Origin of the sequence: Azospirillum tabaci, assembly GCF_014596085.1 — a bacterium.
GTDB classification, from domain to species: Bacteria; Pseudomonadota; Alphaproteobacteria; order Azospirillales; family Azospirillaceae; genus Azospirillum; species Azospirillum tabaci.
Window position 1 is genome coordinate 1 of the sequence record NZ_JACCJY010000054.1, and the last position, 23,574, is coordinate 23,574.

A 23,574-nucleotide genomic window follows, 5' to 3' on the forward strand; every position below is an offset into this window, starting at 1 on the left:
GCGGCGTGGCTCGATGGCGCCGATGCCTTCGAGTGCGGCTTCAAGGATCTGGACGCGGCGACCGATGGCTTACAGCCGGGCGCGCCGGCCTCCGGTGAGCAGGAGGATGGCGCTGGCGCCAAGGCCGCCGGAGGCGATGCGCCACCCAGTCTGCACAAGTCCATCGCCCTGGCGCAGCTCGACGTGCTGCGCCTGCGAGCCTGACCACGAGATCCCGCGCGAGCGGGCGACACAGCGCCATCGGCGCATCAAGCAATGGAGTAGGGTATGAACAAGAACTCGCTGCTCGCCAAGCGTGGGGAGCTGCTGGATGAGGCCGAGAAGCTGATCGACGGTGCCACCAAGGCGCTGGAAGGCGATCAGCTGAAGCGCTTCGACGCGATCAAGGCCGAGGTCGGTCAGATCGACGCCCAGATCAAGCAGATCGACGATATGGACGCGCTGAAGTCCTCCTCCGCCACGCTGGTCTCGCCGGGCATCGGCGCGCCCGGAATCCTGCGCGGGGCCGAGGACGTGCAGCCCGAGAAGGGGCATGTCTTCGCCGCGGTCGTGCGCTCGTTCGCCTGCGCCAAGGGCAACATGGATGCGGCGCTGAAGATCGCCAAGGACGCCGAAGACGTGCACCTGCAGAAGGCGCTCATGGCGTCTGAGCCGGTGGCTGGCGGCCTTCTGGTGACGCCGGAGGTGGCCGACGACTTCATCGACCTGAACCGGCCGATGGAGGTGGTGTCGCCGATGGTGGATGACGTCCGGCCCCTCGACGCCGGTGCGCTGAGCATCCGCCGTGGCACCTCCGACGCCATCGCGGCGTTCAAGGGCGAGGGGCAGCCGGCTGCGGTGAGCACGCCCGGTACCGGCAGCGTTTCCCTGGTCGCGCGCGAGCTGTCCGCCATCGTGCCGATCAGCAACCGCCTCCTGCAGTTCACGCAGCGCAACAGCCGCGCGAACCGCGCCGACCAGATGGCGCTCAACTCGCTGCTGCGGGCCACAGCGCTCCGCAAGGATCTCGCCTACATTCGCGGCGACGGCAGCAACAATACGCCCCGTGGCCTGCGCAGCTTCGCGGAGGAGGCCGGCAATCTCGTGGCGGCCGCCGGCTCGGTCAGCGTGGTCAACATCGACAACGATCAGTCCAAGCTGCTGACGCGGCTGGCGAACGCCAACATCCAGATGTTGAAGCCCGGCTGGATCATGGCGCCGCGCACCCGCATCTACCTCGGGAGCCTGCGCGACGGCAACGGCAACCGCGTCTATCCGGAGTGCTACCAGAAGCAGGCCGACGGCCGTCACTACTGGGGCGGCTATCCGATCCTGGAGACCACGCAGGTTCCGATCAACCTGGGCGGTGGCGGCAACGAGTCCGAGATCGGCCTGATCGACTTCGCCGAGGTCGTCCACGGTGACATCGAGGGCGTGATGGTCGGCATGTCCACCGAGGCGACCTATTGGGACGGCCAGGCGTGGCAGAGCGCGTTCCAGAACTCCGAGACCCTGATCAAGGTCGATATGGCCGTGGACCAGCAGATGAAGCACATCGAGGCGTCGGCTTGGCTGACCGGGGTCACCTGGGGTGCCGGCGCGTCGTAATCGCGCTTCTTCCATCACCTCTCGGCAACGTCGCGATCCGGGCGCCCTTTGGGCGCCCGTCGCGTTTTCGGAAGAAGGAATCCTTCCATGGGTCTCTCTTACGCGACCACCCACAACATCGGGCAGATCGGTTCGAGCAAGCCGTCGCTCGCCCCCGTCGCCGGAACCGGTTCGCCGCAGGTCGGCGCCGCGGTGGACCGTCTGGGCTACTACAGCGGCATCGCCTCGGTTCTGTTCAGCACCTCGGGCGGCGTGAACAGCGGCACGATCACCGCGAAGCTCCAGCATTCGGTCGACGGCTCGACCGGCTGGGCTGACTACGGCGCCGCGGCGTCCAAGGTGCTGACCGGGACCAACCCGAGCGGCTTGATCGAGATTCCGGTCAACCTCGCGAGCGCCAATCGCTACGTGCGCGTGGTGGTCGATGCCGATCCGTCCGGCGGCACGCCGACCAGCATCGTTGCCGGCTCCATCGCCCTGTTCGGAAAGGACCGCATCTGATGAACAAGGTCGTTCGGCTGCTGCGCCCGTATCGCAGCAACAACGCCGGGGAGGTGTGCGGCTTCTCCGAGCAGGAGGCCGCTTCGCTCGTGGCGTCCGGGTGCGCTGTCGACGTCGGCGTGGGCAGCGAAGCGCAGACCCAGACCTCGGTCGTTGCGCTGGGTGCTGGCGGCGATGGTGAGGCTGTCCAGGATGCCGAGGGGGGCGGAAGCGGTGGTGAGGGTGAAGAAGCCAACGCTGCACCGCCGGCTGTCTCGGCGACTGGCCGCGCCATTCGTCACGCCGGCCGGGGCATGTACCACGTTGTCGCAGCGGATGGCACCTACGTGACCCCGGCCCCGGTCCCGAAGGCCGAGGCTGAAGCTCTGGCCGCGCAGGGGTGATCCCATGCCCAAGCTGATCGTTTCGAACCCGGTCCCGGACCGTTCGTTGGTGGACCTGAGCCGCGTGAAAACCGAACTCGGCATCACCGGAACGGAGCGCGATGATTTGCTCCGCGACTGGATTCGGGACGACAGCGACTTGGTGTGTGAGGTGTGCGGCGTCGCTCCTGATCAGAAGGGGCGACGCACCTTCCTTTCCGAGGCTGTGACAATCGTCTACGACGCGGCGCCCGGCTTGAGGGGCATACACCGTGCACCCCTCTTCCTACCCTGGCGATTGCCGCTCGATTCGGAGACGCTCACTGTCTCCATCGACGGCACCCAGGTGGACGAGAGTACCTATCGTTTTGATGCTGGCGCCGGACTACTGGAGCGATCCGGAGGCGGATGCTGGGGAGGCTGCTCTGTCACCATCACCGCGTCCGCCGGATGGGCGCAGGCGGACGTGCCGGTGGCCCTGCGCACGGCGGTGATCCGGCTGGTGCGCCTGCGTTGGGAAACCAAGGGCCGCGATCTGGCGCTGAAGGCGAAGACCGTCGAAGGTGTCGGGCGTGAAGAATATTGGGTCGGCGGCACTGGCCCAAACGGGCACTTGATCCCGGCTTACATCATGAGCAGCTTGATCGCGGCCAACCTTGTCGCGCAGAGGTATGTGTGAGCCATGGACATTGCATCCCTCACCGAAAAGGACGGCGAGCCGGTGGTGCTGCGTCGCAAGACCGCCGCCAATCCGCCGACCTTCGCCTCCGTGATTGTTCAGGCTGTCGTGCGTCCCTTCGGCGCGCATGAGCTGGTCGGGAACATCAAGCAAGGCGACTACAAAATCATCGTCGCCGCGTCGACGCTGACCGCCGCCGGCTTTCCTGGCCCGCCGGAGCGAGGCGACATGGCGGTCATCAACCCGACCATTGCCGCTGGGGACTGGGTGAAAGGCACCGGCCAGCAGCTCACCGTGGAAGATCCCGGCGCCCGCGGTGGCGCTGGGTTCTGGATTCAGGCGCGGGGGTGACCATGGCGACCGATGAGGCGTTTGACCAGATCCACTCCTTTGTGGAGAGCCGCTGGGCCGATGCGGCGCTGACCTGCCCTATCGCCTGGGACAACGAGGAGTTCACCGAGCCGAAGCCCTACGACGCCGACGACCAGCCGCAGCATTGGGGCAAGGTGCTGATCGACGGCAAGCTGTGGAGACTGGAGAGCATCGGCAGCGGCGACCCGGCGGACGAGCGCTGGGAGGAGACGGGCGGCCTGCAGTTCTTCGCCATGGTCCCGGTCGGGACCGGTAGCCGTCGCTGCCGGCAGGTGCTGACCGAATTTGCCCAGATGTGTCGTGGGCAGGAGGCCGGTGCCGTCACCTTCGGCGACATCATTTTCAACCCTATCGGCTCCACCGACGAAGCCGGAAACTGGTGGACCATGAGCATTGAGATCGAATGGAAGCGAGGATGACATGAGCGAACAGGAGCAGAAGCCGACCGTCGTGAAGGGGTTCACCACCCCCTCCCGGCGCTTCGCCGTGGGGCAGACGGTCACGGCGGCGGACGTCGCCGGCCCGGTGCCGTTCGACCGTTGGGTGGAGCTGGAGCACATCGCCCTCCCGAAGCCGGCCAAGGCCGGGAAGGGCAGCAAGGCTGCCCCCACCGAGCCCGACGCCGCCTGATCGGCCCACCTCCGCATTGCATTACCGAGCCGCCCCCTGGGCGGCTTTTTTCATGCCCGGCTGAAAGGAGCCGCCTATGACCAGTTCCAACCGCGTCCGCCTTACCGGCGTCGCCGAGGCGACCTACGGCGTCACGCCGACCACCCCCCGCATGCGGAAGCAGCGCGTCACCTCCATCGGTCTGGCCCGCAAAGCCGACTATGTGGACTCCGACGATCTCCGCGACGACCGCCAGAACTCCGATCCGACGATGGTCGGCGAGAGCAACAACGGCTCGATCGGCATCGAGTGGCATTACCCGGCGGATGGCTCGCTGCTCTCCTCCGAGATCGAGTCCGCCTTCTGCAACCCCTGGGTCAACACTCCCGCGCGCGACAACGACGGCGTCCTGGCCAGCGTGATCCAGGGCATCACCGCCGCCACCCAGGTCGTCGCCGTCGCCGCCGGCGCCCCCTTCGTCGCCGGACAGCTCGTCTATTTCACGGGCTTCGGCCAGTCGGCGAACCGCGGCAAGCTCGCCAAGGTCACCACCGGCAGCGCCACCGCCCCGGCCTTCCAAGGCGCCGGGCTGGTGGACGAGGCATCGCCCGCCGCCGCTGCCCGCATGAAGGTGGTCGGCTTCGAAGGCGCCGCCGGCGACCTGAAGGCGGTGGCGGACGGCCTGACCTCGGAGGCGGCCGGGCTCGACTTCACCACGCTCGGCCTGACCATCGGCGGCTGGCTCAAGATCGGCGACACCGCCGCGGCCAACCGCTTCGACACCGCGGGCACCAACGTCTATGGCCGCATCGTCGGCATCAGCGCCCGCAAGCTGACGCTCGACAACCTGCCGGCCAGCTGGGCGACGGACACCGGCAACGGGAAGCAGATCCGGGTCTTCGTCAGCGACGTGATCGTCAACGGCGTCCAGAAGCGCGGCATCACGTTCGAGCGCGGGTTCCTGGGGCAGGCCACGCCGACCTACATCACGCAGACCGGCAACCGCGTGAACACGCTGGAGTTCGGCGGGAGCGCCAAGCAAAAGGCCGTCGGCTCCATCGCTTTCCTGGGCCTGAAGGGCACCAAGAGCCCCGTGTCCCTGGACGATACGCCCGATGAGGCGCCGGACAGCGCCGCCTTCCCGGCCTTCGCCTTCTCGGCCAACTGCGGCCGCATCGGCGAGGGCGGGCAGGCGCTCGCGAAGCCCAACTTTGCCAAAGCGGTGAAGTACACCATCAACAACAACCTGCGACCGATCGAGGCGTGCTCGAACGGCGACGACACCGCCCCGGCCGCGGTCGACATCGAGGACGGCGCGTTCGACGTCGCCGTGGAGCTGGACATCTTCTTCGGCAACGGCGACGTGCTCGACAAGGTGATGGCGGGCACGGCGACGTCGCTCAACACCCGCCTGGAGAAGGGCGGCAAGGCGATGATCTGGGAAGCGCCCCGCCTGACCCCGCGCGAGGGCGACCCGAACGTAAGCGGCAAGAACCAGGACGTCATGCTGCCGGTGCGGCTGACGGCCAGCAAGGACCCGCTGACCGGCGTCCAGCTCATCCTATCCCGCTTCGAGCTGGTCCGCTGACGAGACCCCGACCGACCACGGGAACGAGGCTGCCCCACCGGGCGGCATGACGGTTCGCGCGAGCCGGGGCGGCGGGGCTTGGTTGGCCCGCCGCCCACCCATCGCGCATCACCGACCAACGACCAAGCGAGAGTTCGATCATGAACACCGATCAGACCAACCTGACCGCCACCGCCACCGCCACCAAGGTGGATGACCTGGGTGACCTGCTGGTGGACGAGTCCGTGCACCGCGACGGCGTGTGGATGAAGCCCGATCCGGATCGCGCGCTGCGCATCAAGACGAAGGGCTTCCCCGATGCCTACCATGACATGCAGGCCCGCCAGCAGCGGACCGCCGCCAAGAGCTTCAACGGCGACGTCGAGAAGCTGCCCGTGGCGGTGAAGCGCCAGATCAACGCCAAGTGTCTGATCGCGCACTCCCTGGTGGCGGTCGAAAACTGCGTCATCGGCGGCCAGGAACTGTCGCTGGAGGAGTTCGCCGAGCTGATCAAGGAGCCGCGCGGCGCCAAGCTGCTCACGCTGGCCTTCACGGCGGCCACCATGGCGCAGGAAGCCCACACCGCCGAGACCGAGGAAGCGGCGGGAAACTGACGGCGGCGCTCCGGGATCACCTCCACCGCAAGAAGGCCGAGAACGATCTGCTGTCCGAGCTTGCGGAGGAGGAACCGGAGATCGCGGCGGATGTGGCGGCCCGCCTCGAGGAGCAAGGGGACGCCGTTCACCCCCACCCCTGGTGCCTGTGGGCCTGGCGGGCGTGGCATGCCCTCACCGACGATCGCGCGTGGCGGGGCGGCGGCATGGGACCGGCCACGCCTTGCCGGATTCCCTGGTCGGTCATCGTGGCCTACGCCGACCGGCACGGTCACGACGCCGACCAGCTGCGCCGGCTGATCTCCGCGATGGACGACGTGTTCCTCGAATGGACCGCGGAGCAGATCGACAAGGCCACCCAGAAGACGGACGGGGCCGACCCGGAGTGAGGCGGAGCCGCCTTGCTCCGGACGGTGCCGGAAGGAGCCGCTCATGGCTGGTGCACAAGCGTTCCGCCGCCGTCTCGACCTGTTCGTGGACCGCACCCTGTCTCCCGAGGCGCAGTCCCGGCGGCTGGCCCAGCGCGCCCGCCAGGAGCGCGATACTCTGATCGCCGGCGGTCGGGCCTCCCCCTCCTACCGCGTGTGGGTGGACGGGCGCGAGGGCGTGCCGGAGGAGGCGGTGCAGCCGGCCAACGGCGGCCGAATCGTCTACCGCTTCAACAGCCTGGGCGCGGTCACCGCCTTCGCCCTGGCCTTCCTGATCGAGCGGTCGCCGCCGCGCTCGACCGCGCCGATCGCCCCGCGCACCGGCAAGACCGCCCATTACCGGGACGGCTTCTACGTCGCCGTGAACGGAAAGTTCATCCCGGCGGCGACTTTCAAACCCGCCGCGGTTCCGCCCGGGGCGGAGATCGTGATCGGCAACACCCAGCCGCACAGCCGCAAGGTCGATGTCCAGCTGGTCGGCATCGAGCCGCTGCGCTTCAGCGTCCCCGCCGGCCTGTTTGATGACGCCGCCAAGGCGGTGAACGCGCGGTACGGCGATTTCGTGAAGGCCAAGCGCGTCTACAGCATGACCTTTCCCGGGCAGTACCGGCTCCGCCAGGAGCAGTTCCGCGGTCACCGCTCCCGCAACCGCGAGGGCAAGCCCGTCGAGAGCCCGGCCCTGATCATCACCTCCCGTCGCTGAGAACCGCCATGGCGCAAGAACAGGTCGAATCCCTCGTCGTCGGGTACGAGGACCACGCCTCCGCCGGCGCGGCCGCCGCGGCCGCCGCGATCAAGCGGGTGGGTGACGAGGCGGTCGTCACGGAGGAGCGCGTCCGCCGGGTAGCCAAGAGCGGCGAGCAGCTCGGGCGCCAATACGGCGAGGTGGAGCGGCTGACCGCCAAGGTGGCGGCGGTCACGCAGAAGTTCCGGCGGGATCTCGACGACCTCGAGGCCAGCGAGAAGGACGCCGCCGAGAAGGCGCGCCTGCGCGCGAACATCCTGGCGCAGCAGGAGATCGCCGTCCAGAAAGCCACCACGGCGCACGAGCGGTGGGTGGCCGGAATGCGGGCGGCGGAGTCCGCGTCCACGGCGCAGGCCGCCGGCGCCGCGGCGGCCACCGCGACGGCGAAGTCCTGGGCCGGCGCGATGGCGCAGGTGTACGAGACGGCCACCACCGCCTCGACCGGCGTCAACGGCACCGCCCGTGCCCTGCAGGCCCTGAATGCCGACCTGCGCTCCGGGCGCGCGACCTTTGCCGAATGGGCGGCGGGCGCGAAGGCACTGGAGTCCGCCCTGCGCGGCATCAGCGCCGCACAGAAGGCGATCAACGACAACACGGGCGTGTCGCGCTCTCCGGTCAACACCGCCGCCATCGGCGAGCTGCGCTACGCGACCACCGGCAAGGGGGCCAGCACCGGCACCACGCTGGCTCTGGTCACCGGCGACGCCGAGGCTTCGGCCCGGCGGCTGAAGGACCTCGAGGCGGCGTTCGGCGCGGTCGACGCCGAGCTGGAGCGCTACCGGGAGGACCTCGGCCTCGTCGACGTGGCCCAGAAGCGCTACCAGGCGGGCCTCGCCGAGCTGGAGGCCACCGTCCGCCGGGCCGGTCTGGCCGAGGAGGAGGGCGCGGCACTGCTCCAGGCCTACGCCGCCGCCCACGATCCGGCGGTGGCGGCGGCCAAGCGTCTGGCGGACGAGGAAAAGGCCGCGCTCGCCCGCATGTCAGCGGACTGGGATGCGGCGGTGCGGGACCGCGAGGCGACCGCGGCGATGATCATCGCCGACGAGCAGGCGACGGCCCGCGCCGCCGCCCAGACGGCGGCGGAGAACGCCAAGCTCGCCGCGTCGTACCGCGCCGTGATGGCCGCGGTCGACCCGGCCGCCGCCGCCCAGCAGCGGTACGACGCGGCGCTCGAGGATCTGCGCGCGGGCGCCGCGGCGGCCGGCAAGTCGGTGGAGGAGCTGGCCGCGGACGAAGAGTGGCTGGCCGCGGCCCTGTCGCCGGCGGCCCTCGCGGCGAAGAAGCAGGAGACCGAACTGCGCTCGCTGGTCGGCAGCCTCGACCGGACGTTCGGCGCCGAGGAGCGGCTGACCAAGCAACAGCGCCTGCTCGATCGCGCGATGACGGACGGCATCGGCGGGATTCGGCTGACCCGTGAGCAGCACGAGGCCCTGTCTAACACGCTGCGCGAACAGCACGCGATTGCCACCCGCACCGCGACCAGCACCAAGCTGGCGGCTCACGAGAGCTTGAACCTGGGCTACCAGCTCCAGGACTTCGTGGTGCAGGTCGGCAGCGGGCAGGGCGTCCTGACGCCGCTGCTGCAGCAAGCCCCGCAGGCGGTCGGCGCGGTCGGCGGCCTGTCGCGCGCCATGGCGCTGCTGACCTCCTCCACCGCCCTCTCGGCGATGGGCATCGGCTCGCTCGTGCTCGGCTTCGGCCTGGTGATCGGGCGGGCGATCATCATCCAGGACGAACTGCGCCAGTTCAACGCGCTGCTCCGCGCGACCGGCGACCAGGCCGGCATGACCGCCGAGCAGCTCCACGGCGTGGTGGACAGCATGATGGGCGCCGGCGCCTCCCGGCAGGACGCCCGGGTGGTCGCGCAAACCATCGCCCGGTCGCGCAAGCTGGTCGGCGAGGAGATCGCCAAGGAGGTGGGGGCGCTGTCCATCGACATGGGCGTCGTCTTCGGCGGGACGGCCGAGGCCGGCAAGATGCTGACCGGATGGCTGACGACCGGCACGAAGGGGCTTCGCGAGCTGGCCGCGGAGACCCAGGCGCTGACGCTGGAGCAGTACGAGTCCGCCCGGTCGGCTCTGGAGCAGGGCGACCGGCAGCAGGCGCTCGGCATCGTCATCGGGGCGCTGAAGGCGCAGTACGCCGGGCTGCACCGCGAAAGCCTCAGCCCCGCCGCGGCGGCGATGGAGGATCTGACCCACGCCTACAACGAACTGATGAACACGGCGGCGCAGCACCCCATCGTGGTCACCGTGCAGGTGGTCGGCGCCGATTTCCTGCGCGGGATCTCGAACTTCATCAAGGACCCGCTCAATTTCGAGTTCCCCACGCCGTTCGGGGGCAGGGAGACGCTCGACTACGAATTTCCAACGCCGTTCGGGGTCGGCAACTGGCTGCGCTCGCGCCGGCCCAACCCCACACTGTCCGAGGGGGCGATCACCGGCAACACGCCGGCGCTGCCGGCGGCGCCGGCCGGAACGCCCGTGCCGGGACGCAAGCCGACCAGCCAGGGGGGCATGCCGCTCGAGGAGGCCCTCGTGCTGTCCGACCTGACCAAGGCGAACGACAAGCTGCTGGTCGCCATGCAGAAGGTCGGGGCCGAGCGGGTCATCGAGACGGCACGGGTGCAGGCGGAGATCGCCGCGCTGAACGCCGGCAAGAGCGAGAAGGCCGCAGAGCTTGAGGGTGCGCAGGCCGCCCGGATGGCGCGGGCCCAGCTCACCCAGGCGGTCACCGACACCAACCGCGCCACCGTGGCGGAGATTGCCGGGGCGCAGCTGATGGCCCGGGCCTACGGTTCGTCGTCGGCCGCGGTGCGCGAGGCCTCGCTGCATCAGAAAGCCCTGGCCGAGGTGGCGCGCGGCACCATCGAGCCCTACGACGCCATCGTGGATCGGCTGCGCCGGGTGGACGATGCCCAGCGCAAGGTTCAGGCCGCGCAGTTCGACGCCACGCTGAGGCAGCAGACCGAGGACGCCGCCCGGCTGGCCGCGGCGTGGGAGAAGGGCGCCGGCGCGGTGCGCGAGGTCACCCTGGCGAACGAGGTGCTGGCCGAGGCCCGCAAGCGCGGGCTGGACCCCACCCGCGACGCGGCGGAGATCCGTGGCATCGGCGAAGCGGTCCTCGCCCGCGACATGGCGCAGCGTGCCGCGCAGTTTGGACAGCTCGCCGACGAACAGCGGCGCGCGGTCGAGGCGGCCAACGCGGAATACGCTCTGCTCGGGCAGAGCAACGCCGCCCGTGGCCAGCAAATCGCCATGCTCCGGGCCGCCAACGACCTGCGGGCCAAGGGCGCCGACCTGACGGACGCCGGCACCCAAGCCTACATCAAGCAGGCCGGCGAACTGGCGCGGGTCAACAGCATCCTCCAGGACGCGGCCCAGACCGCGGCGGACATCGCCAACCCCATCGGCACCGCCTTCGAGGACGTGCTGGTCGGCGCGCAAGAGGCGGGCGACGCCTTCAAGGCGCTGGGCGAGGATCTGCAGCGCATCTTCGTCCGGCAGACCTTCACCAAGCCGTTCGAGACGTTGGTTTCCGGCGAGCTGACCAAGCTGATGGCCGGGCGCGTCGCGGTGGCCAACGACAACACGCCGCGGGCGGCGGCCGACGCCGGCCTGTTGGATCGGATCGTCGGGCAGGTCAACGGTGGGCTGGGCAGCACCGCCAACAACGCGATGTGGGTCCGGGTGGCCGCGGGCGCCGCGGGCGCCGCGGCGCTTGATGCCACCAGCATGGCGACGCAGGGACTGACCGGGCCGGTGCCGGTACCGGTGGCGGTGAAGGACGCCGGGGACCTCGAGGGCGTGATCCAGACCGCCTCCGTCAAATACGGGGTGGACGCCAACACCATCAAAGCGCTTATCCAGCAGGAGTCCACCTGGAACCCCGCGGCCGTGAACCCGCGTTCCGGCGCCGCCGGCCTGATGCAGATCATGCCGGCCAACTGGAGCGCGTACGGCATCACCAACCCCTTCGACCCGGCGCAGAACGTCGATGCCGGCACCCGCATCTTCCGTGAGCACCTCGATCGTGCCGGCGGCGACCTGGAGCGGGCGCTGTCTACCTTCGGTGGCTTCATCACCAAGAGCAGCGACGGCTATGTGGCGTCGGTGAAGGCCAACAAGGCGGCCTACGACCAAGCCGGAGCGGCGACGGTTGCCTTCGTGGGTGCCCAGACCCAAGCCGCTTCGGTGGCGTCCGTGTTCACCGCCACTCAGCGGGCCACCATCGACGCCGCACTTGGCAATCAGAAGGCCACGGTTGAGGCCACCGACAAGCAGGACGCTCTGTCGGATGGGCTGGACCACTTCCGGGAGTCGTTGCGTGCGGAGGCCAAGTCCCGCGACGAAGGGACGAGGGCGACCCAGCAGCTTGCGGAGGCCCAGCAGACCGCGGCGGCGGGCATGGTCGGCGGCACGCAGGCGGCCCTCGGCGGCATCATGTCCCTGTTGGGCGGGATCACCGGTAGCGGCGCTGTCTCCGTCGGCGGCAGCGTCGTCTCTGCCGGCGGGCCGCAGGGCATCGCTTCAGCGCTGGGCAGCGTGTGGAACGGGCTGTCCGGCGGTAGCTTCGGCGACAGCAGCCTTAGCGGGGTGAAGTCCTGGCTGAACTCGACGGCATGGGGCGGAAACGTCGCCTCCAAGACGGCGCCCGTGGCGAAGGCCGGAAACGGCACGCTGGCGGGTGGCGAGGGCGCACAGACCGGCATGGGGACTGCCCCGGCAACGCCTGCGGTGAGTTGGGGCAACGTCGTCGGCGGCGGCATGACCGCTGTCGGTGGCGCCATGCAGATGTCCCGCGCCCAGAACGCCGGGCAATCCATCGGTGGGGCCGCGCAGATGGCCGGCGGCGTCATGATGATGATTCCGGGCCTGCAGGTCGTGGGCGGGTTGGTTGCCCTCGGCGGCACCCTTCTCAGCGCGTTCAGCGACGGCAACAGCCGTGGGGACCCCTATTCCGTCACCAACCTGTCGATGAAGGGCGGACGCTTCACGCGTGGCAGCTTCGACGCTGACAACGGTGGTGACCCGGCGAAGTGGAACAGCGCGGTCGGGCAGATCGCCACCAAGCTCAACGGGTTGATGGACACCTACGGCTTGATCGCCGGGGATCTATCCACAATCGTGGTCGGCGAGCGGAACGCCACGCCAGAGCAAGCGATGCTCCAGGCCCTGCGCTCCATGAAGTCGGACAACGCCGACATCGCCTGGGTGCTGGCGCATGCGGTCGGTGACGACATCGACGCCGCGGTCAAGGCCATCGACTTCGCCAGCAAGTTCCGCGACACCGTGGCCCTGTGGAACAGCGGCATGTCGTCCATCGTCGCGTCCACCCACCAGGGGACCGCGGCGGCGAACGCTTTCGGGAAGTCGATCCTCGAATTCCTGAAGGGCACCGAGAGCACCTACGACGTGGCGGCGCTTACCGCCAAGGTCGGCGGCAAGACCGGCAACGCGGCCCTGGACAAGCTGCTGGCCGGTCTGCCCGGCTACGCCACCGGCACGCCCTCGGCCAAATCCGGCTGGGCGGTTGTCGGCGAAGAAGGGCCGGAGCTGGTCAAGCTGGCCGGCGGCGAGCGGATCTGGAACGCTCAGGAAAGCGCCCGCATGCTGGCCGGGCTCGGGCAGGGCCGCGACACGGAGCTGGTCCACGTCCGGCCGGACGAACTGGCCTGGATGCACAAGACGCTGGGCGGCGGGCGCATCAACCCGGTGACCGGCCTCCCGATGTTTCTCGAAGGCGAGACCGGCGGCGTGTCGGACACCGGGTCCGGTGGCGTCGGCGGCATGGGTGGGAACTCTGAGGGGTTTGGTGGTCACACCGACCGTGACGGCAACTTCACGGCCTCCGAGAACAGCGGCGGCATTGCTGGCGCCATCAGCTCTCTGTCAACGGCCATCGGCAGCCTGTCCCGCTCGGTCGCCTCCGCCCTCGGGCTGGAAGCGAAGGAGACCGCCGTCCTCGGCGGCATGGTCGGCATCACTGGCATTGCCGCCATCGGCGGAATCCGCGGCTTCGCCGAGGCGATGGGAAAGGGGCTCGCCTCCGTGACCGGCCCCGGCGAGGCCCCCGCGGTGGCCGGGCCGGGGGACCCTGGCCTGTCGCCGACCGGTGGAGACTTCGCCGCGGCCGAGGCCGTGCTGACGAAGCTGCTCGACGCGATCAAGGACGATCCGACCGGCGCCGTGGCCAGCGGCGTGATGGGGGGGCTTGAGGCCGGGTCCACCGGCTACACCGTCGCCCAAATCGCTGGCGGCTCGTCCGATGCCTATCTCGCCGGTGTGCGTGGTCAGGGCGGCGAGGCCAAGGTGGCGGCGCTTGCTGAAGACTTGGATGCCGCCGTGCAGTCCATCGCGGCTGCGGGGGTGGCGATTCCCGACGTGCTGCAACAGGCGCTGGAGAAGACCAACGCCTACGCGACCTCGCTCGGCATCACCCCGGCCAGCCAGAAGCGGGAAACGACCGAGCGTCTGTTCAATTCGGCGCTGGGTGAACATGGGCTGAGCACCGAGCGGTACGGCGAGGTGATGGGCGTCGTGCAGAGCTTGGCCGATGGCACCTTCTCGGCGGTCGGGAAGGACTTCCAGGCGCTCGCCGACGACATGGTGAAGTCGATGGCGGCGATGTCCTCCGCCGGCATGCAGGTGCCGCCGGCGCTGCAAGCCGCAGAAAAGCGGATGCTTGCCCTGGTCGCAGCCAAGGCCCGCATCGACGCCGAGGTCGCGGGGGTCACGGACACCGCCACCGACTATCAGAAGAAGGTCGCCCAGGCGCAAGGCTACTGGAGTACCGAGTCCGCCGATCTCGTGAAGGCGATGCAGGCGGTCGGCTACGAGGGCGACGTGCTCAGCCAGAAGCTCGGCGAGGGGTTGAAGAACGCTATCGCCAACGTGAACAAGGAGGCCGCCAAGGTCTACAACAGCGACCTGAACGCGGCGTCGGGCAAGGACTACCTGAACCAGCTCCAGGGCATCCGCGATTGGTTCGACAAGAACGGTCCCGACGTCAACAAGGCGACAGGCGACAACGACGCCGCCAACCGCATGTATGGCGCGAGGGCCGATGCGGTCCTGAAGGACCTCAGCATCGATCAGCTCAACACGGTGATCTCCACGACCGCCGACGACACCATGCGGTCGTGGGCACAGACCTACCTGACCCAAGCTCGCTCTGTGTTCACCACGGACAACGATCTGCGCATCCAGAAGGCGAAGGCTGACCTTTTGTCCGTGCAAGACCCTGAACATGCCAAGGCAGCGCAGCACGCTTACGAATTGCGTGCTCTGGACATTGAGCAGAGCCGAGAACTGGCAAAGTACACGGATGAGGACACTAAGGCCAAAATCCGAAACGCCCATGCGATCGAAAAGCAGATCCTGGTCGAGAAGCAGGCGGCTGAGGAACGCGAGAAGCTGCTGTCGACCGGCAGCAGCGTGCGCTCTTGGCTGGACCAGAAGAACGCCACCGCGGGCACCAGCGTCACCCCGCAGGCCGCGCGGGATGCGGCGCAGGCGCAGTTTGCGCGGGATCTCGCATTGGCGCGCGGCGGCGACGTGGACGCTTATGGACGCCTGACCGGTGCTGCCGACCGGCTGCTGTCGACGCAGGAGGCGCTGACGGCCTCCGGCACCGAGACGCAGACGATGCGTGCATGGGTGATGTCCAGCCTGGAAAACCTGCCGGGCACCAAGAGCTATGACCAGCAGATGCTGGAGGAGCTGAAGAAGCTCGGCGGCTCGGTGAATGTGGCGGTGGAACTGACCACCGTCCGTGTCATCACCGAGCAGCTGAACGCCCTGTCGGACACCGACAAAGCCAAGCTGGTCCAGAGCCAAGTGGTGCTGCGGACGGTGGAGGAGCGGATTGGTCGCTTCCTGACCGACGCCGAGCTGGGGCGGCTGGTGGACAACGCCCTGGTGACCCGCGACGTGCAGCAGACGCTGGGCCGGGATCTCACCGACGCCGAGCGAGCCGCCCTAGTGGGCGGTGGGAACGTTCTGCGGACCGTCGAGCAGCTCATGGGCCGCACGCTGACTGCAACCGAGGTGTCGTCCTTGGTCCAGGCTGGCGCGGTGACCCGATCCGTCGAGCAATCCATCGGGCGGGATCTGACGGCGGCTGAACGGGCGTCCCTGATATCGGGCGGCGATGTCGGCTTGGTGATCGCGCAGAGCCTTGGCCGGAACTTGACCGATGCCGAACGGGCCGCGCTTGTGCAGGCCGGTACGGTAAGCCGCACCATCGAGCAGGCCATCGGGCGGTCGCTGACGCCTGCCGAAACGGCATCCCTGGTGAGCGCCGGGGCGGTGACCCGCGACATCGGTCAGTACCTTGCCCGTGACCTGTCGCCCCCGGAGATCGCGGCGCTGGTGGTCGGTGGCTCGGTGGAACGGATGGTCGCCCAGCAGCTTGGCCGGGACCTGACAGTTGATGAGCGGGCCGGGCTGGTCACGGCGGCGACGGTGATCCGCAGTGTCGAGCAGCAGCTTGGCCGGGCGCTAACCCCGGCGGAGCAGGCGGCCATCGTTCTGCCCGGCTCGGTGCAGCGGACCATCGGTCAGACGATCGACCCGGCGACCGGTGCCGTGCTCATCGCCTCCGGCACCGTGACCCGCAAGGTCACGCAAGATGTAACTGAGACAGTAACCAGTGCAGCGATGCGCGACCTCACTCAGGGCTTCCAGGTAATCCAGCTTCAGGCCACGAGCGTAATCATCAACAAGCTGGACGCCATCGGTAAGCTCGTCTACGAGGCGGGCCTGAACACGGTCAGGGCTATTACTGGAAACTGGCAGTGGGGTAGCAACGTCAGTAGCAGCGGCCCTACGGTGCTGACGACCCGCGAGGCCACGTACTTGGCGCGGTATGCGGACTTGGCGGATGCCTGGGCCGCCGACCCGTCGTTTGATCCCAGCAAGCACTGGGAGATGTACGGCCAGTATGAGAACGGCCGGTATTTCTCGGTCGGCGGTCGGGTGGACGGCCCCGGCACCGAAACCAGCGACGACGTGGCCGCGTGGCTTAGCCGTGATGAGTTCGTGATCCAAGCGCGGGCCGCTCGTGCTGCCGGATACGACGTGATGGAAGCCCTAAATGCCGGCAACCTGATTGCGGCCGCCGACATGCTCACCGCCCGTGTGCGCAACGACGACGGCCCGCGCTTTGCGGACGGCGGACGGGTCGGGTACGAAGCCGGCGGCTTCACGCCTCCGGCCAATGACCTCTGGGCGCCCGACATCACCCCGATCCGGCGGCAGGACTACGCCCCGCAGCCGGGCCGGTCGGGGGGCGATGACCGTGCTGTCGCAGAACTGCGGCTGCTGCGACAGGCCATCGAACGGCTGGAGCGCCGTCTGGAGCGCAACGAGGGCATGGACCAGGAACAGCGGGCCGCCATTGCACAGGAGATGGCGCGGCTGCTCGACCGCGTGGCGGATGCGGCGGAAACCACCGCTCAAAAAGTCAGCGAGAGGCAAGGCTGATGACGACGATCCATCTGATCGAGTTGGACGCCTTCCATCTGGCGTCCGGCCACACCCACCGGTGGTTCCTGGCGACCAAGCCGGGCTACCGGTCCGGTCCCAGCGATACCCCGGCCTCGTTGCCCTGGTTGCCGTTGGTGGGGAAGCCTTCTGATGTCTCCCTGTTCATCGCCAGCCTGGGGGAGACGATGGGGGCCACGAAGGTTTCCTTCGGCAGCGTCGAGCTGGACAACACGCGCGACGCTCAGGGGCAGCGACTGGCGCGGGTCTACGACGTGACGGCGGACGCCTGGATCACCGTCACGCTCCCGGCCCGCCCGCTCAACCCGCTGCTGACCGACTACGCCCTGGCCGGCTGGCCGCTGGTGGAAAAGGTCGTCGAAGAGGGGGCGCCCTACAGCACCGCCCAGGTGGTGACGAGCGTCACCATGGAGATGCCGAACCCGGACAGCAAGCGCAGCACCATCAGCCTGTCGGTGAGGGGCCGGGAAGCCGACTTCGACGATCCCCTGCTGACCGAGAAATACGGCACGAGCGACGGCGAATCCCTGGCCGACCGGACCAAGGAACGGGTGTTCGGTCATGCGTTTCAGGAGCCGACATACCTCGGCATCATCGGCGGGCTGCACCACTGGTCCCACAACGGCGGCCACCCCATCGAGGACGTGCCGGTGTTCTGGGATCGCGCCTTCCGGCTGACCAAGCGCACCACTGGCACGCCGGCAGCGGGGGAGTACAAGCCCGATCCTGCGACGGGAATCACCGTCACCGGCAGCCGCCCGCCCGAACCGATGTGCGAGGTCATGGGCGACAAGATCGGCGGCGTCTGGCGCCGGTACGTCGGCGAGCTGGCCCAGCATCTGGCAGTGACCGTTGCCGGCAAGGTGCCGCTCGCCCGGATGGACACCGCGTCGGTTGCGGCGCTGGATGCCGTGCCGCGCGAGGTCGGCTACGCGATCCCGACCGGCTCCAGCCCGACCCTGCGCGAGTCGCTGGACAAGGTGCTCGGCTCCCTGGCGCGGGGCTACTGGATCGTGACCGCCGATGGCATGCTGACCGTCGGCCGGCTGCTCGCCCCTACGGCGCCCCCGGTCCGTGTCTACCGGCGAGGGATCTCGACCCCCGGCTTGACGCCGCGCAGCACGGACAGTCGGGGCCTGCCGGCGAAGACGGTGACCCTGCGCTATGCGGGGCTGCCGAAGATCGCCCAGACCATCGTCAGCGATGCGACCGAAGCGGACACCCAACTGCATAAGGCGCTGTGGCGCGAGGTGACCAGCACCGATGCAGCGACTGCGGTGGCTTATCCTGGCGCTCGGACGCAGACAGTCGAGACCCTGCTGTGGGACCGCACCCAGGCGACTGCCGAGCAGGCGGAATTCCTGTCGGAGCTGAAGCAGGTCCGGCGCGTCTACGATCTGGTCGCCCAAGACGGCGCCCCCGGCATCGACCGGCGGGCCGTCGTGCAGGTCTTCGATGACCTCGCCGGCTATGAGGCCGGGCGCCTCGTCACGGTCATCGGGCGGATCAACAACGCCCGCAGCAAAATCCCCACCCTCGTCGTCCGGGAGTAGCCGATGGGCTTTGGACTCCTTACAGATCGCAACCGCTGGCCGGCTGCGACGCTGACCAGCAATGCTGATTGGGCGGCAAACAGCCCGCTCGTGTCTTGCCAATCGCTGCCCCTGCTGACCGCCGCGGTGTCGTCGCGGCTCGGCACCGCCGCGAACCCGGTGGTGATCGAGGCGGTGTTCCCTGAGCGCTACGCCTGCACCTATGCCGGCTGGTTCCGCACCAACTTCCGGCAGGCGGCCCGGTACCGGCTGGAGCTATTCGCCTCGAACACGTTCACCAGCCTCCTGTTCGACACGCGGAACCCAACGACAGGCCGGGACCGGGCGGTGGTGCCGTCGCTGCTCGACTGGCGGCAGCTTCGGTGGGGCGACAGCAACCTGTTCCGCGGCGACTTGCCGACCGAGGATTTCGCCCTCTACCCGACCAACATTCATGTGGTGGTGCCCTACTGCCGGGTTGGGTCCTGCCGGTGGACCTTCTATGGGGGCGCTGCGGCGCCGGACGGAACCGACGCGGAAGCCTACAGCCTGGGCTATGGCTGGATCTCCGACAGCCTCCAGTTCTGGCGCTCCCTTGACGCTGAGGACGGCTACGTGTCGACCGACGAGGTGACGCGCTTCCCCGGTGGCGGGGTGTCGGTAGAGCCTGGGACCGGGTACCGCACGGTGACGGTACCTCGGCAGGTCAACGGCAGGCAGATGCGCGACAGCCTGTTCGATCTGGCCCGGCGTGTGGACTATTCGAAGCCGGTGGTCTGGCTCCCCAACATCGACGATCCGGCGGCCTGCTTCCGCTACGGCGGACTCTTTCAGCGGCGTGGCGACCACGCCAACCGCTGGTTCGCCTCCTCCTACACCAGCAGCAGCACCTCGCTTGAGGAGATCACCACATGACGACGCAGAGCGACCTGCGCGCCATCAACGGCGACGTCTACAACCCGAACACCAACCCCGGCGGCCTGGACGGCCCCGGTGGCATGGAGGCCAACTTTCCGAAGGCACTGGGGCTGATCGCCCAGGGCCTGGATGACATGGCGGCATACATCTCGCAGGCTAACTTCCTCGCGGCCCAGGCATCCGTGGCGACCATCCTGCAGCTGTGCCAAGCGCTGGTGGCGCAGATCACCAGCGGCAGCACCACCGCGCTCGCCTTCCCAGGCGTTGACAAGCTGCTGCTGTCGGCGACGGACGTGGTGGCGACGTTCGTTTACGACACCCGCCTTGACGACCGTCTGCCGGACGGCGGGCGGTGGAACGAGCCGGGCCGGTGTTCGGGGACGAGCTGGTGGCACGAAACGCTGGGTACGGCAACGCGCGGCGTGAAGCGGGATTTCCCGGCGGTCGCGCTGCTGGTGCTGCGCAACACCAGCAACGGCTCGGTCCTGACGGTGTACGACGCGCTTGATCTCGACGCGACCGGTGCGCCGCGCCTGTGGATCAGCTTTGGCACGACGGTGTCCGGGACGGTCGCCGCGGGCGCGACCTACACCAGCGTGCACGCGCTGAACGGCACCATCTGGGTAGGGGGGACGACGCAGAACCAGGGGTTGACCGTCATCAGCCTGACGCGGGACCGCTCCTATCGTATGATTTCCGTGGGGGCGACTTACAACGTCGTCTCGGGGCTCGTGAACCGCAACGCCAATGCTGGCATTAGCGGTTCCGTGCCCGCGGGGTTGGCCTCTGCCGACGTCTTCGGCGTGCACGCTCGCGTCCTGCCGGGTGCGCCGCTCGATCAGGCTGGTCTGCCGATCCCGACCGTGGCCGTCGCGACGGCGGGCGGGGCGAGCATCATTCATCCGACCGGCATGGTCGCGACGTTGACCGAGCCAAACGGCGTTTCGCGGGTCCAGTTGAACGCAGACGCGACGGTCACGGTGGGCTATGCGGGCGGAGGTCTCGCGGCGGTCCACGCTTTGCCCTACGCGACCCGCTCGCTCGGTAGCGGGATCGCTCGCCTCTACGGGCATGGCAATTCGATTTCCTCGCCGCAGCTCCGCACGATTGCAGGCGACTTTCAGTACCGCTTGGCCCCCGGTGCGCTGGGTAGCGCGGCGGGGCTGACGCACTTGGCCGAAGACGTGGCCTACCCGGCGCGCGGTATGGTCGCCTACGCAACACCGACTTACGCGACCGGCTGGATGCACGGCAGCACCGTCTTTGCGGCCCTGTGCGATGCGCGGACGGGGGGCATTACTGGGGGCGAACTCGCCCGTAACGGTGACCTTTCTGCGGGCACGAGCGACTGGACGCCGGCCAACAGGGCCGCTCTGTCCGTCGGCGGCGGCAAGCTGCGGGTTGCCCATGCCGGAACGATCAATCCTGCGGCCTATCAGATCGTTGCGACGGTGGTGGGGGAGACGTACCAGCTCGTTGCGGACGCAACCCAGCAAACCAGCGACGCGTGGCAGATCACGCTGACGGACAACACCACCGGGGCGGGCGTTACGACTGGTTTCGTGGCTGGCGCAGCGACAGGCCGCCCTTTGGCTTTTACGGCCACCTCCACAGCCACCCGTATTTCCCTGATCGCAGGCGCTTCAGTCGTTGGGCAGTACTCTGAGTTCGACAATGTGTCTTTGCAGCCTGTATCGGCTGGACGCAGCTATCAGGGCAAGGGCTGTGCCGTCGTCGGTACGCTGCAACGTACTCCGGCGGCCAGCGGCAGCGACGTGGTGATGTGGTCCGGCTGGGCCTCGAACGCTTACCTTGAACAGCCATATAACAGCGATCTGGATTTCGGAACGGGTGACTTTTGGCTTGCCGCTTGGACGACAGCGACAATTGGGACCGTGATCGAGCACGGGACCAGCGGCCTGCCCACTGGGCTTGTGAGGCTGGCAGCGTCCGGGGGCACCTATACGTTCACAGTAGTGGATTCCGCGACCGCCTCTGGTGGCGTGGCGTCCGCCACCCCGACGCTGCTCATCGCCCAACGGGCCGGCGGCGTGCTGGAACTGTGGGTCAACGGCTCCAAGGTCAACACCGCGACCGGCCCAGCCATCAGCACCACTCTGGCCGGCGCCGTCACGCGGATCGGCTGCGCCATCGGAGGCGCGGCGCCGGCGGATGGTGGTATCGCCATGGTCCGCTCTGGCGCCGGGGCGCTGTCGCCTGCGCAAATCCGCCAGATCTATGAAGATGAAGTGCCCCTGCTGCAGGCGGGTGCCAAGTGCTTGCTGGGCGGGACCAACGGCGGCGTGAATGCCATGGACCGCGACCCGCTCACTGGTCGGCTTGCGGTCGGTACTGGCGACGGGGTGAGCATCTTCCGGGGGCTGCGGCGCGTCAGCTACTTCGACGAGGCCGTGCTGGCGGCGACCACTTCGGACGCGGTGCGATCCGTGTCTCTCCGGGGTGGTGCACTGCTGATCGGCACAGGGGCGGAGGTCGGTTTCGTCGCTGACGCGGTGCCCGGCAAGGAGGCGATCTTTGCCGGCGATGCTCGTCCAGTCGGTAGCGGCTTCTCGGCCCGCGGCGTCACGACCGACGCCACGCCGCTCGATCTGGCGTCGCGCATCTTCGTGGGCGAACGCGAAACGGTGCTGGTTGAGGCGCGCATCATCGGTAGGGTTTACGGCGTCGCGGACACGGAGCGCCTGACATACGTTCGCCGGGCGACCTGCTACCGCGATGCCGGCGGCAACGTCACGCTCCAGGGCGCCGCCCAGAACGTGGGCTCGGACACTGAGGTGACCAGCACCGCCGACGCGTCTCTGATCATCGACACGGCGGCCCAGACCATAGCGGCCCGCGTGACCGGCGTGGCCGGCAAGCGCATCCGCTGGGAGGCCAGCATCACCGTCACCCGCATCAGCGAGGAGAACAACTATGCAGCCTGACCAGCTTCCAGACGCCTACAAGGGCGGTCGCCTGCTGTACCGGTGGAAGTGGGTGCAGATCGTGCCGGCGGTGCTGGACCCGCTGACCGGTGACGAGCTGGTGCCCGCCGTCTTTGGCCCGCGCTGCCCGGAGCCGCCGCTGGATGTGTTCGCGGCGAGCGCTGGAGAGATCGAGGCGGCGCTGTGCGGAAATGCCGAGGTCCGGGCGCTCGTCACCGCTGCGCTCCCGCCGGCCGACCCCGTGATGATCCGGGAGTTCGACCGCGAGGGAAACGTGACTGCCACCCGCGAGGTGATCCCTGAGCCGCCCGCCGCCCCGGTGGTGCCGCTGGACGAGTTGAAGGCCGCCGCGGTGGACCTGATCAACCAGCGTGTCGGCGAACTGCGCGCCCAGCACATCACCGTCACGGTCGGGCAAAGCGCGACCTACCTCGAAAAGCAGGACGAGGCAGCCCGGCACGCGGCGGGAGACAGCGGCCCGTTCCCTTACCTCCAGGCTGAAGCCGCCGCCACCGGCTCCACCCTCGCGTCGGTGGCCGCGCTGGTCCGCGCGACCGCAGGCGCCTGGACCGGTGTGAACGCCGACCTTGAGGGCAAGCGCCGCGCTGCGGTTGAAGCCGTCAAGGCCGCCCAGACGCCTGTCCAGGTCTACCAAGCCTGCACCCACCTTCGGGCCTGACCGCCCGCGACAAGACTCCCACTCCATCCACGATCCCGGCGCCCGCGAGGCGCCTTTTCTATGCCCGCGCCACGGCGCCGGGCCGCAGGAGGTCCCATGCCCGATCCATCGTCCGCCGCCGACGGCGGTGTCCTGTCCAACATCTATTCGCAGATCGCCGCCGGGGTCGGCGGCAGTCTCGTTGCGTGGCGACTGCTGGTGTCCTTCGGTCGCCAGGACCGGGCCGCGAAGATGGAGGCGGAGATCCGTGCCGACCTTCGCCAGCAGATCGCCGACCTCCGCGCGCAGGTGGTGCAGCTCCAAGCCAACATTGCCGACATGGCCCACGAACGGAACGAGGCCGTGAAGGTGCGCGGCCAGCTCGAAGCCCGCGTCGGCATGACCGAGGAGCGGCTTGCCGCAACGCGGACTGAGCGGGACGAGGCCCGGACTGCGTTGGTCCGAGTCCAGCAGGAGAACGAAAACCTGATGGCGACGAACCAGCGGCTGGTCGAGGAGGCCGCGGTCGCTGAGGCTGAAGCCCGCGGGGC

Annotated in this window: 18 protein-coding genes; all 18 read left to right on the plus strand. The window is 68.8% G+C overall.

Going from position 1 to position 23,574, the window contains the following annotated elements; genetic code table 11:
- A partial coding sequence (locus H0B54_RS28675; protein WP_188263176.1) for a hypothetical protein occupies window positions 1-204 on the plus strand: 204 nt, incomplete at its 5' end.
- A gap of 63 nt (window positions 205-267) precedes the next feature.
- On the plus strand, window positions 268-1,587 hold the full coding sequence (locus H0B54_RS28680; RefSeq protein WP_188263177.1) for a phage major capsid protein: 1,320 nt from the start codon (window positions 268-270) through the stop codon (window positions 1,585-1,587).
- Window positions 1,588-1,674: 87 nt separating this feature from the next.
- The gene (locus H0B54_RS28685) at window positions 1,675-2,088 is read left to right on the plus strand and encodes a hypothetical protein (protein ID WP_188263178.1); all 414 of its coding nucleotides are present in this window, start codon (window positions 1,675-1,677) and stop codon (window positions 2,086-2,088) included.
- On the plus strand, window positions 2,088-2,471 hold the full coding sequence (locus tag H0B54_RS28690) for a hypothetical protein (RefSeq protein ID WP_188263179.1): 384 nt from the start codon (window positions 2,088-2,090) through the stop codon (window positions 2,469-2,471). The genes H0B54_RS28685 and H0B54_RS28690 overlap by 1 nt, the downstream gene beginning before the upstream one ends.
- Before the next feature lie 4 nt (window positions 2,472-2,475).
- The gene (locus H0B54_RS28695; RefSeq protein WP_188263180.1) at window positions 2,476-3,129 is read left to right on the plus strand and encodes a hypothetical protein; all 654 of its coding nucleotides are present in this window, start codon (window positions 2,476-2,478) and stop codon (window positions 3,127-3,129) included.
- 3 nt (window positions 3,130-3,132) lie between these two features.
- On the plus strand, window positions 3,133-3,480 hold the full coding sequence (locus tag H0B54_RS28700) for a hypothetical protein (RefSeq protein ID WP_188263181.1): 348 nt from the start codon (window positions 3,133-3,135) through the stop codon (window positions 3,478-3,480).
- Between the two features lie 2 nt (window positions 3,481-3,482).
- Window positions 3,483-3,920 carry a hypothetical protein gene (locus H0B54_RS28705; RefSeq protein WP_188263182.1) on the plus strand — a complete coding sequence of 146 codons (438 nt, stop codon included), beginning with the start codon at window positions 3,483-3,485 and terminating at the stop codon, window positions 3,918-3,920.
- A 1-nt stretch (window position 3,921) separates the two neighbouring features.
- On the plus strand, window positions 3,922-4,131 hold the full coding sequence (locus H0B54_RS28710; protein WP_188263183.1) for a hypothetical protein: 210 nt from the start codon (window positions 3,922-3,924) through the stop codon (window positions 4,129-4,131).
- A gap of 76 nt (window positions 4,132-4,207) precedes the next feature.
- The gene (locus H0B54_RS28715; RefSeq protein WP_188263184.1) at window positions 4,208-5,698 is read left to right on the plus strand and encodes a phage tail tube protein; all 1,491 of its coding nucleotides are present in this window, start codon (window positions 4,208-4,210) and stop codon (window positions 5,696-5,698) included.
- Window positions 5,699-5,838: 140 nt separating this feature from the next.
- On the plus strand, window positions 5,839-6,291 hold the full coding sequence (locus H0B54_RS28720; protein ID WP_188263185.1) for a hypothetical protein: 453 nt from the start codon (window positions 5,839-5,841) through the stop codon (window positions 6,289-6,291).
- Between the two features lie 92 nt (window positions 6,292-6,383).
- On the plus strand, window positions 6,384-6,680 hold the full coding sequence (locus H0B54_RS28725; protein ID WP_343069048.1) for a phage tail assembly chaperone: 297 nt from the start codon (window positions 6,384-6,386) through the stop codon (window positions 6,678-6,680).
- 43 nt (window positions 6,681-6,723) lie between these two features.
- Entirely contained in the window at window positions 6,724-7,422 is a 699-nt protein-coding gene (locus H0B54_RS28730; RefSeq protein ID WP_188263186.1) for a hypothetical protein, read from the plus strand.
- Window positions 7,423-7,430: 8 nt separating this feature from the next.
- Entirely contained in the window at window positions 7,431-16,949 is a 9,519-nt protein-coding gene (locus H0B54_RS28735) for a transglycosylase SLT domain-containing protein (RefSeq protein WP_188263187.1), read from the plus strand.
- Window positions 16,949-18,523, plus strand: a complete 1,575-nt coding sequence (locus tag H0B54_RS28740) for a hypothetical protein (protein ID WP_188263188.1) — start codon at window positions 16,949-16,951, stop codon at window positions 18,521-18,523. The genes H0B54_RS28735 and H0B54_RS28740 overlap by 1 nt, the downstream gene beginning before the upstream one ends.
- Before the next feature lie 3 nt (window positions 18,524-18,526).
- On the plus strand, window positions 18,527-19,417 hold the full coding sequence (locus H0B54_RS28745) for a hypothetical protein (RefSeq protein WP_188263189.1): 891 nt from the start codon (window positions 18,527-18,529) through the stop codon (window positions 19,415-19,417).
- Entirely contained in the window at window positions 19,414-22,365 is a 2,952-nt protein-coding gene (locus H0B54_RS28750) for a LamG domain-containing protein (RefSeq protein WP_188263190.1), read from the plus strand. The genes H0B54_RS28745 and H0B54_RS28750 overlap by 4 nt, the downstream gene beginning before the upstream one ends.
- A complete protein-coding gene (locus H0B54_RS28755; protein WP_188263191.1) occupies window positions 22,355-23,044 on the plus strand; it encodes a hypothetical protein in 690 nt (229 codons plus the stop codon). Before H0B54_RS28750 ends, H0B54_RS28755 begins: the two co-directional genes overlap by 11 nt.
- 96 nt (window positions 23,045-23,140) lie before the next feature.
- On the plus strand, window positions 23,141-23,574 hold a 434-nt coding region (locus H0B54_RS28760), incomplete at its 3' end, for a hypothetical protein (protein ID WP_211109620.1).

Bases quoted from the DNA above. Each gene is read 5' to 3' on its own strand.
- H0B54_RS28680 (WP_188263177.1), top strand. From the start codon at position 268: ATGAACAAGAACTCGCTGCTCGCCAAGCGTGGGGAGCTGCTGGATGAG.
- H0B54_RS28685 (WP_188263178.1), top strand. From the start codon at position 1,675: ATGGGTCTCTCTTACGCGACCACCCACAACATCGGGCAGATCGGTTCG.
- H0B54_RS28690 (WP_188263179.1), top strand. From the start codon at position 2,088: ATGAACAAGGTCGTTCGGCTGCTGCGCCCGTATCGCAGCAACAACGCC.
- H0B54_RS28695 (WP_188263180.1), top strand. From the start codon at position 2,476: ATGCCCAAGCTGATCGTTTCGAACCCGGTCCCGGACCGTTCGTTGGTG.
- H0B54_RS28700 (WP_188263181.1), top strand. From the start codon at position 3,133: ATGGACATTGCATCCCTCACCGAAAAGGACGGCGAGCCGGTGGTGCTG.
- H0B54_RS28705 (WP_188263182.1), top strand. From the start codon at position 3,483: ATGGCGACCGATGAGGCGTTTGACCAGATCCACTCCTTTGTGGAGAGC.
- H0B54_RS28710 (WP_188263183.1), top strand. From the start codon at position 3,922: ATGAGCGAACAGGAGCAGAAGCCGACCGTCGTGAAGGGGTTCACCACC.
- H0B54_RS28715 (WP_188263184.1), top strand. From the start codon at position 4,208: ATGACCAGTTCCAACCGCGTCCGCCTTACCGGCGTCGCCGAGGCGACC.
- H0B54_RS28720 (WP_188263185.1), top strand. From the start codon at position 5,839: ATGAACACCGATCAGACCAACCTGACCGCCACCGCCACCGCCACCAAG.
- H0B54_RS28730 (WP_188263186.1), top strand. From the start codon at position 6,724: ATGGCTGGTGCACAAGCGTTCCGCCGCCGTCTCGACCTGTTCGTGGAC.
- H0B54_RS28735 (WP_188263187.1), top strand. From the start codon at position 7,431: ATGGCGCAAGAACAGGTCGAATCCCTCGTCGTCGGGTACGAGGACCAC.
- H0B54_RS28740 (WP_188263188.1), top strand. From the start codon at position 16,949: ATGACGACGATCCATCTGATCGAGTTGGACGCCTTCCATCTGGCGTCC.
- H0B54_RS28745 (WP_188263189.1), top strand. From the start codon at position 18,527: ATGGGCTTTGGACTCCTTACAGATCGCAACCGCTGGCCGGCTGCGACG.
- H0B54_RS28750 (WP_188263190.1), top strand. From the start codon at position 19,414: ATGACGACGCAGAGCGACCTGCGCGCCATCAACGGCGACGTCTACAAC.
- H0B54_RS28755 (WP_188263191.1), top strand. From the start codon at position 22,355: ATGCAGCCTGACCAGCTTCCAGACGCCTACAAGGGCGGTCGCCTGCTG.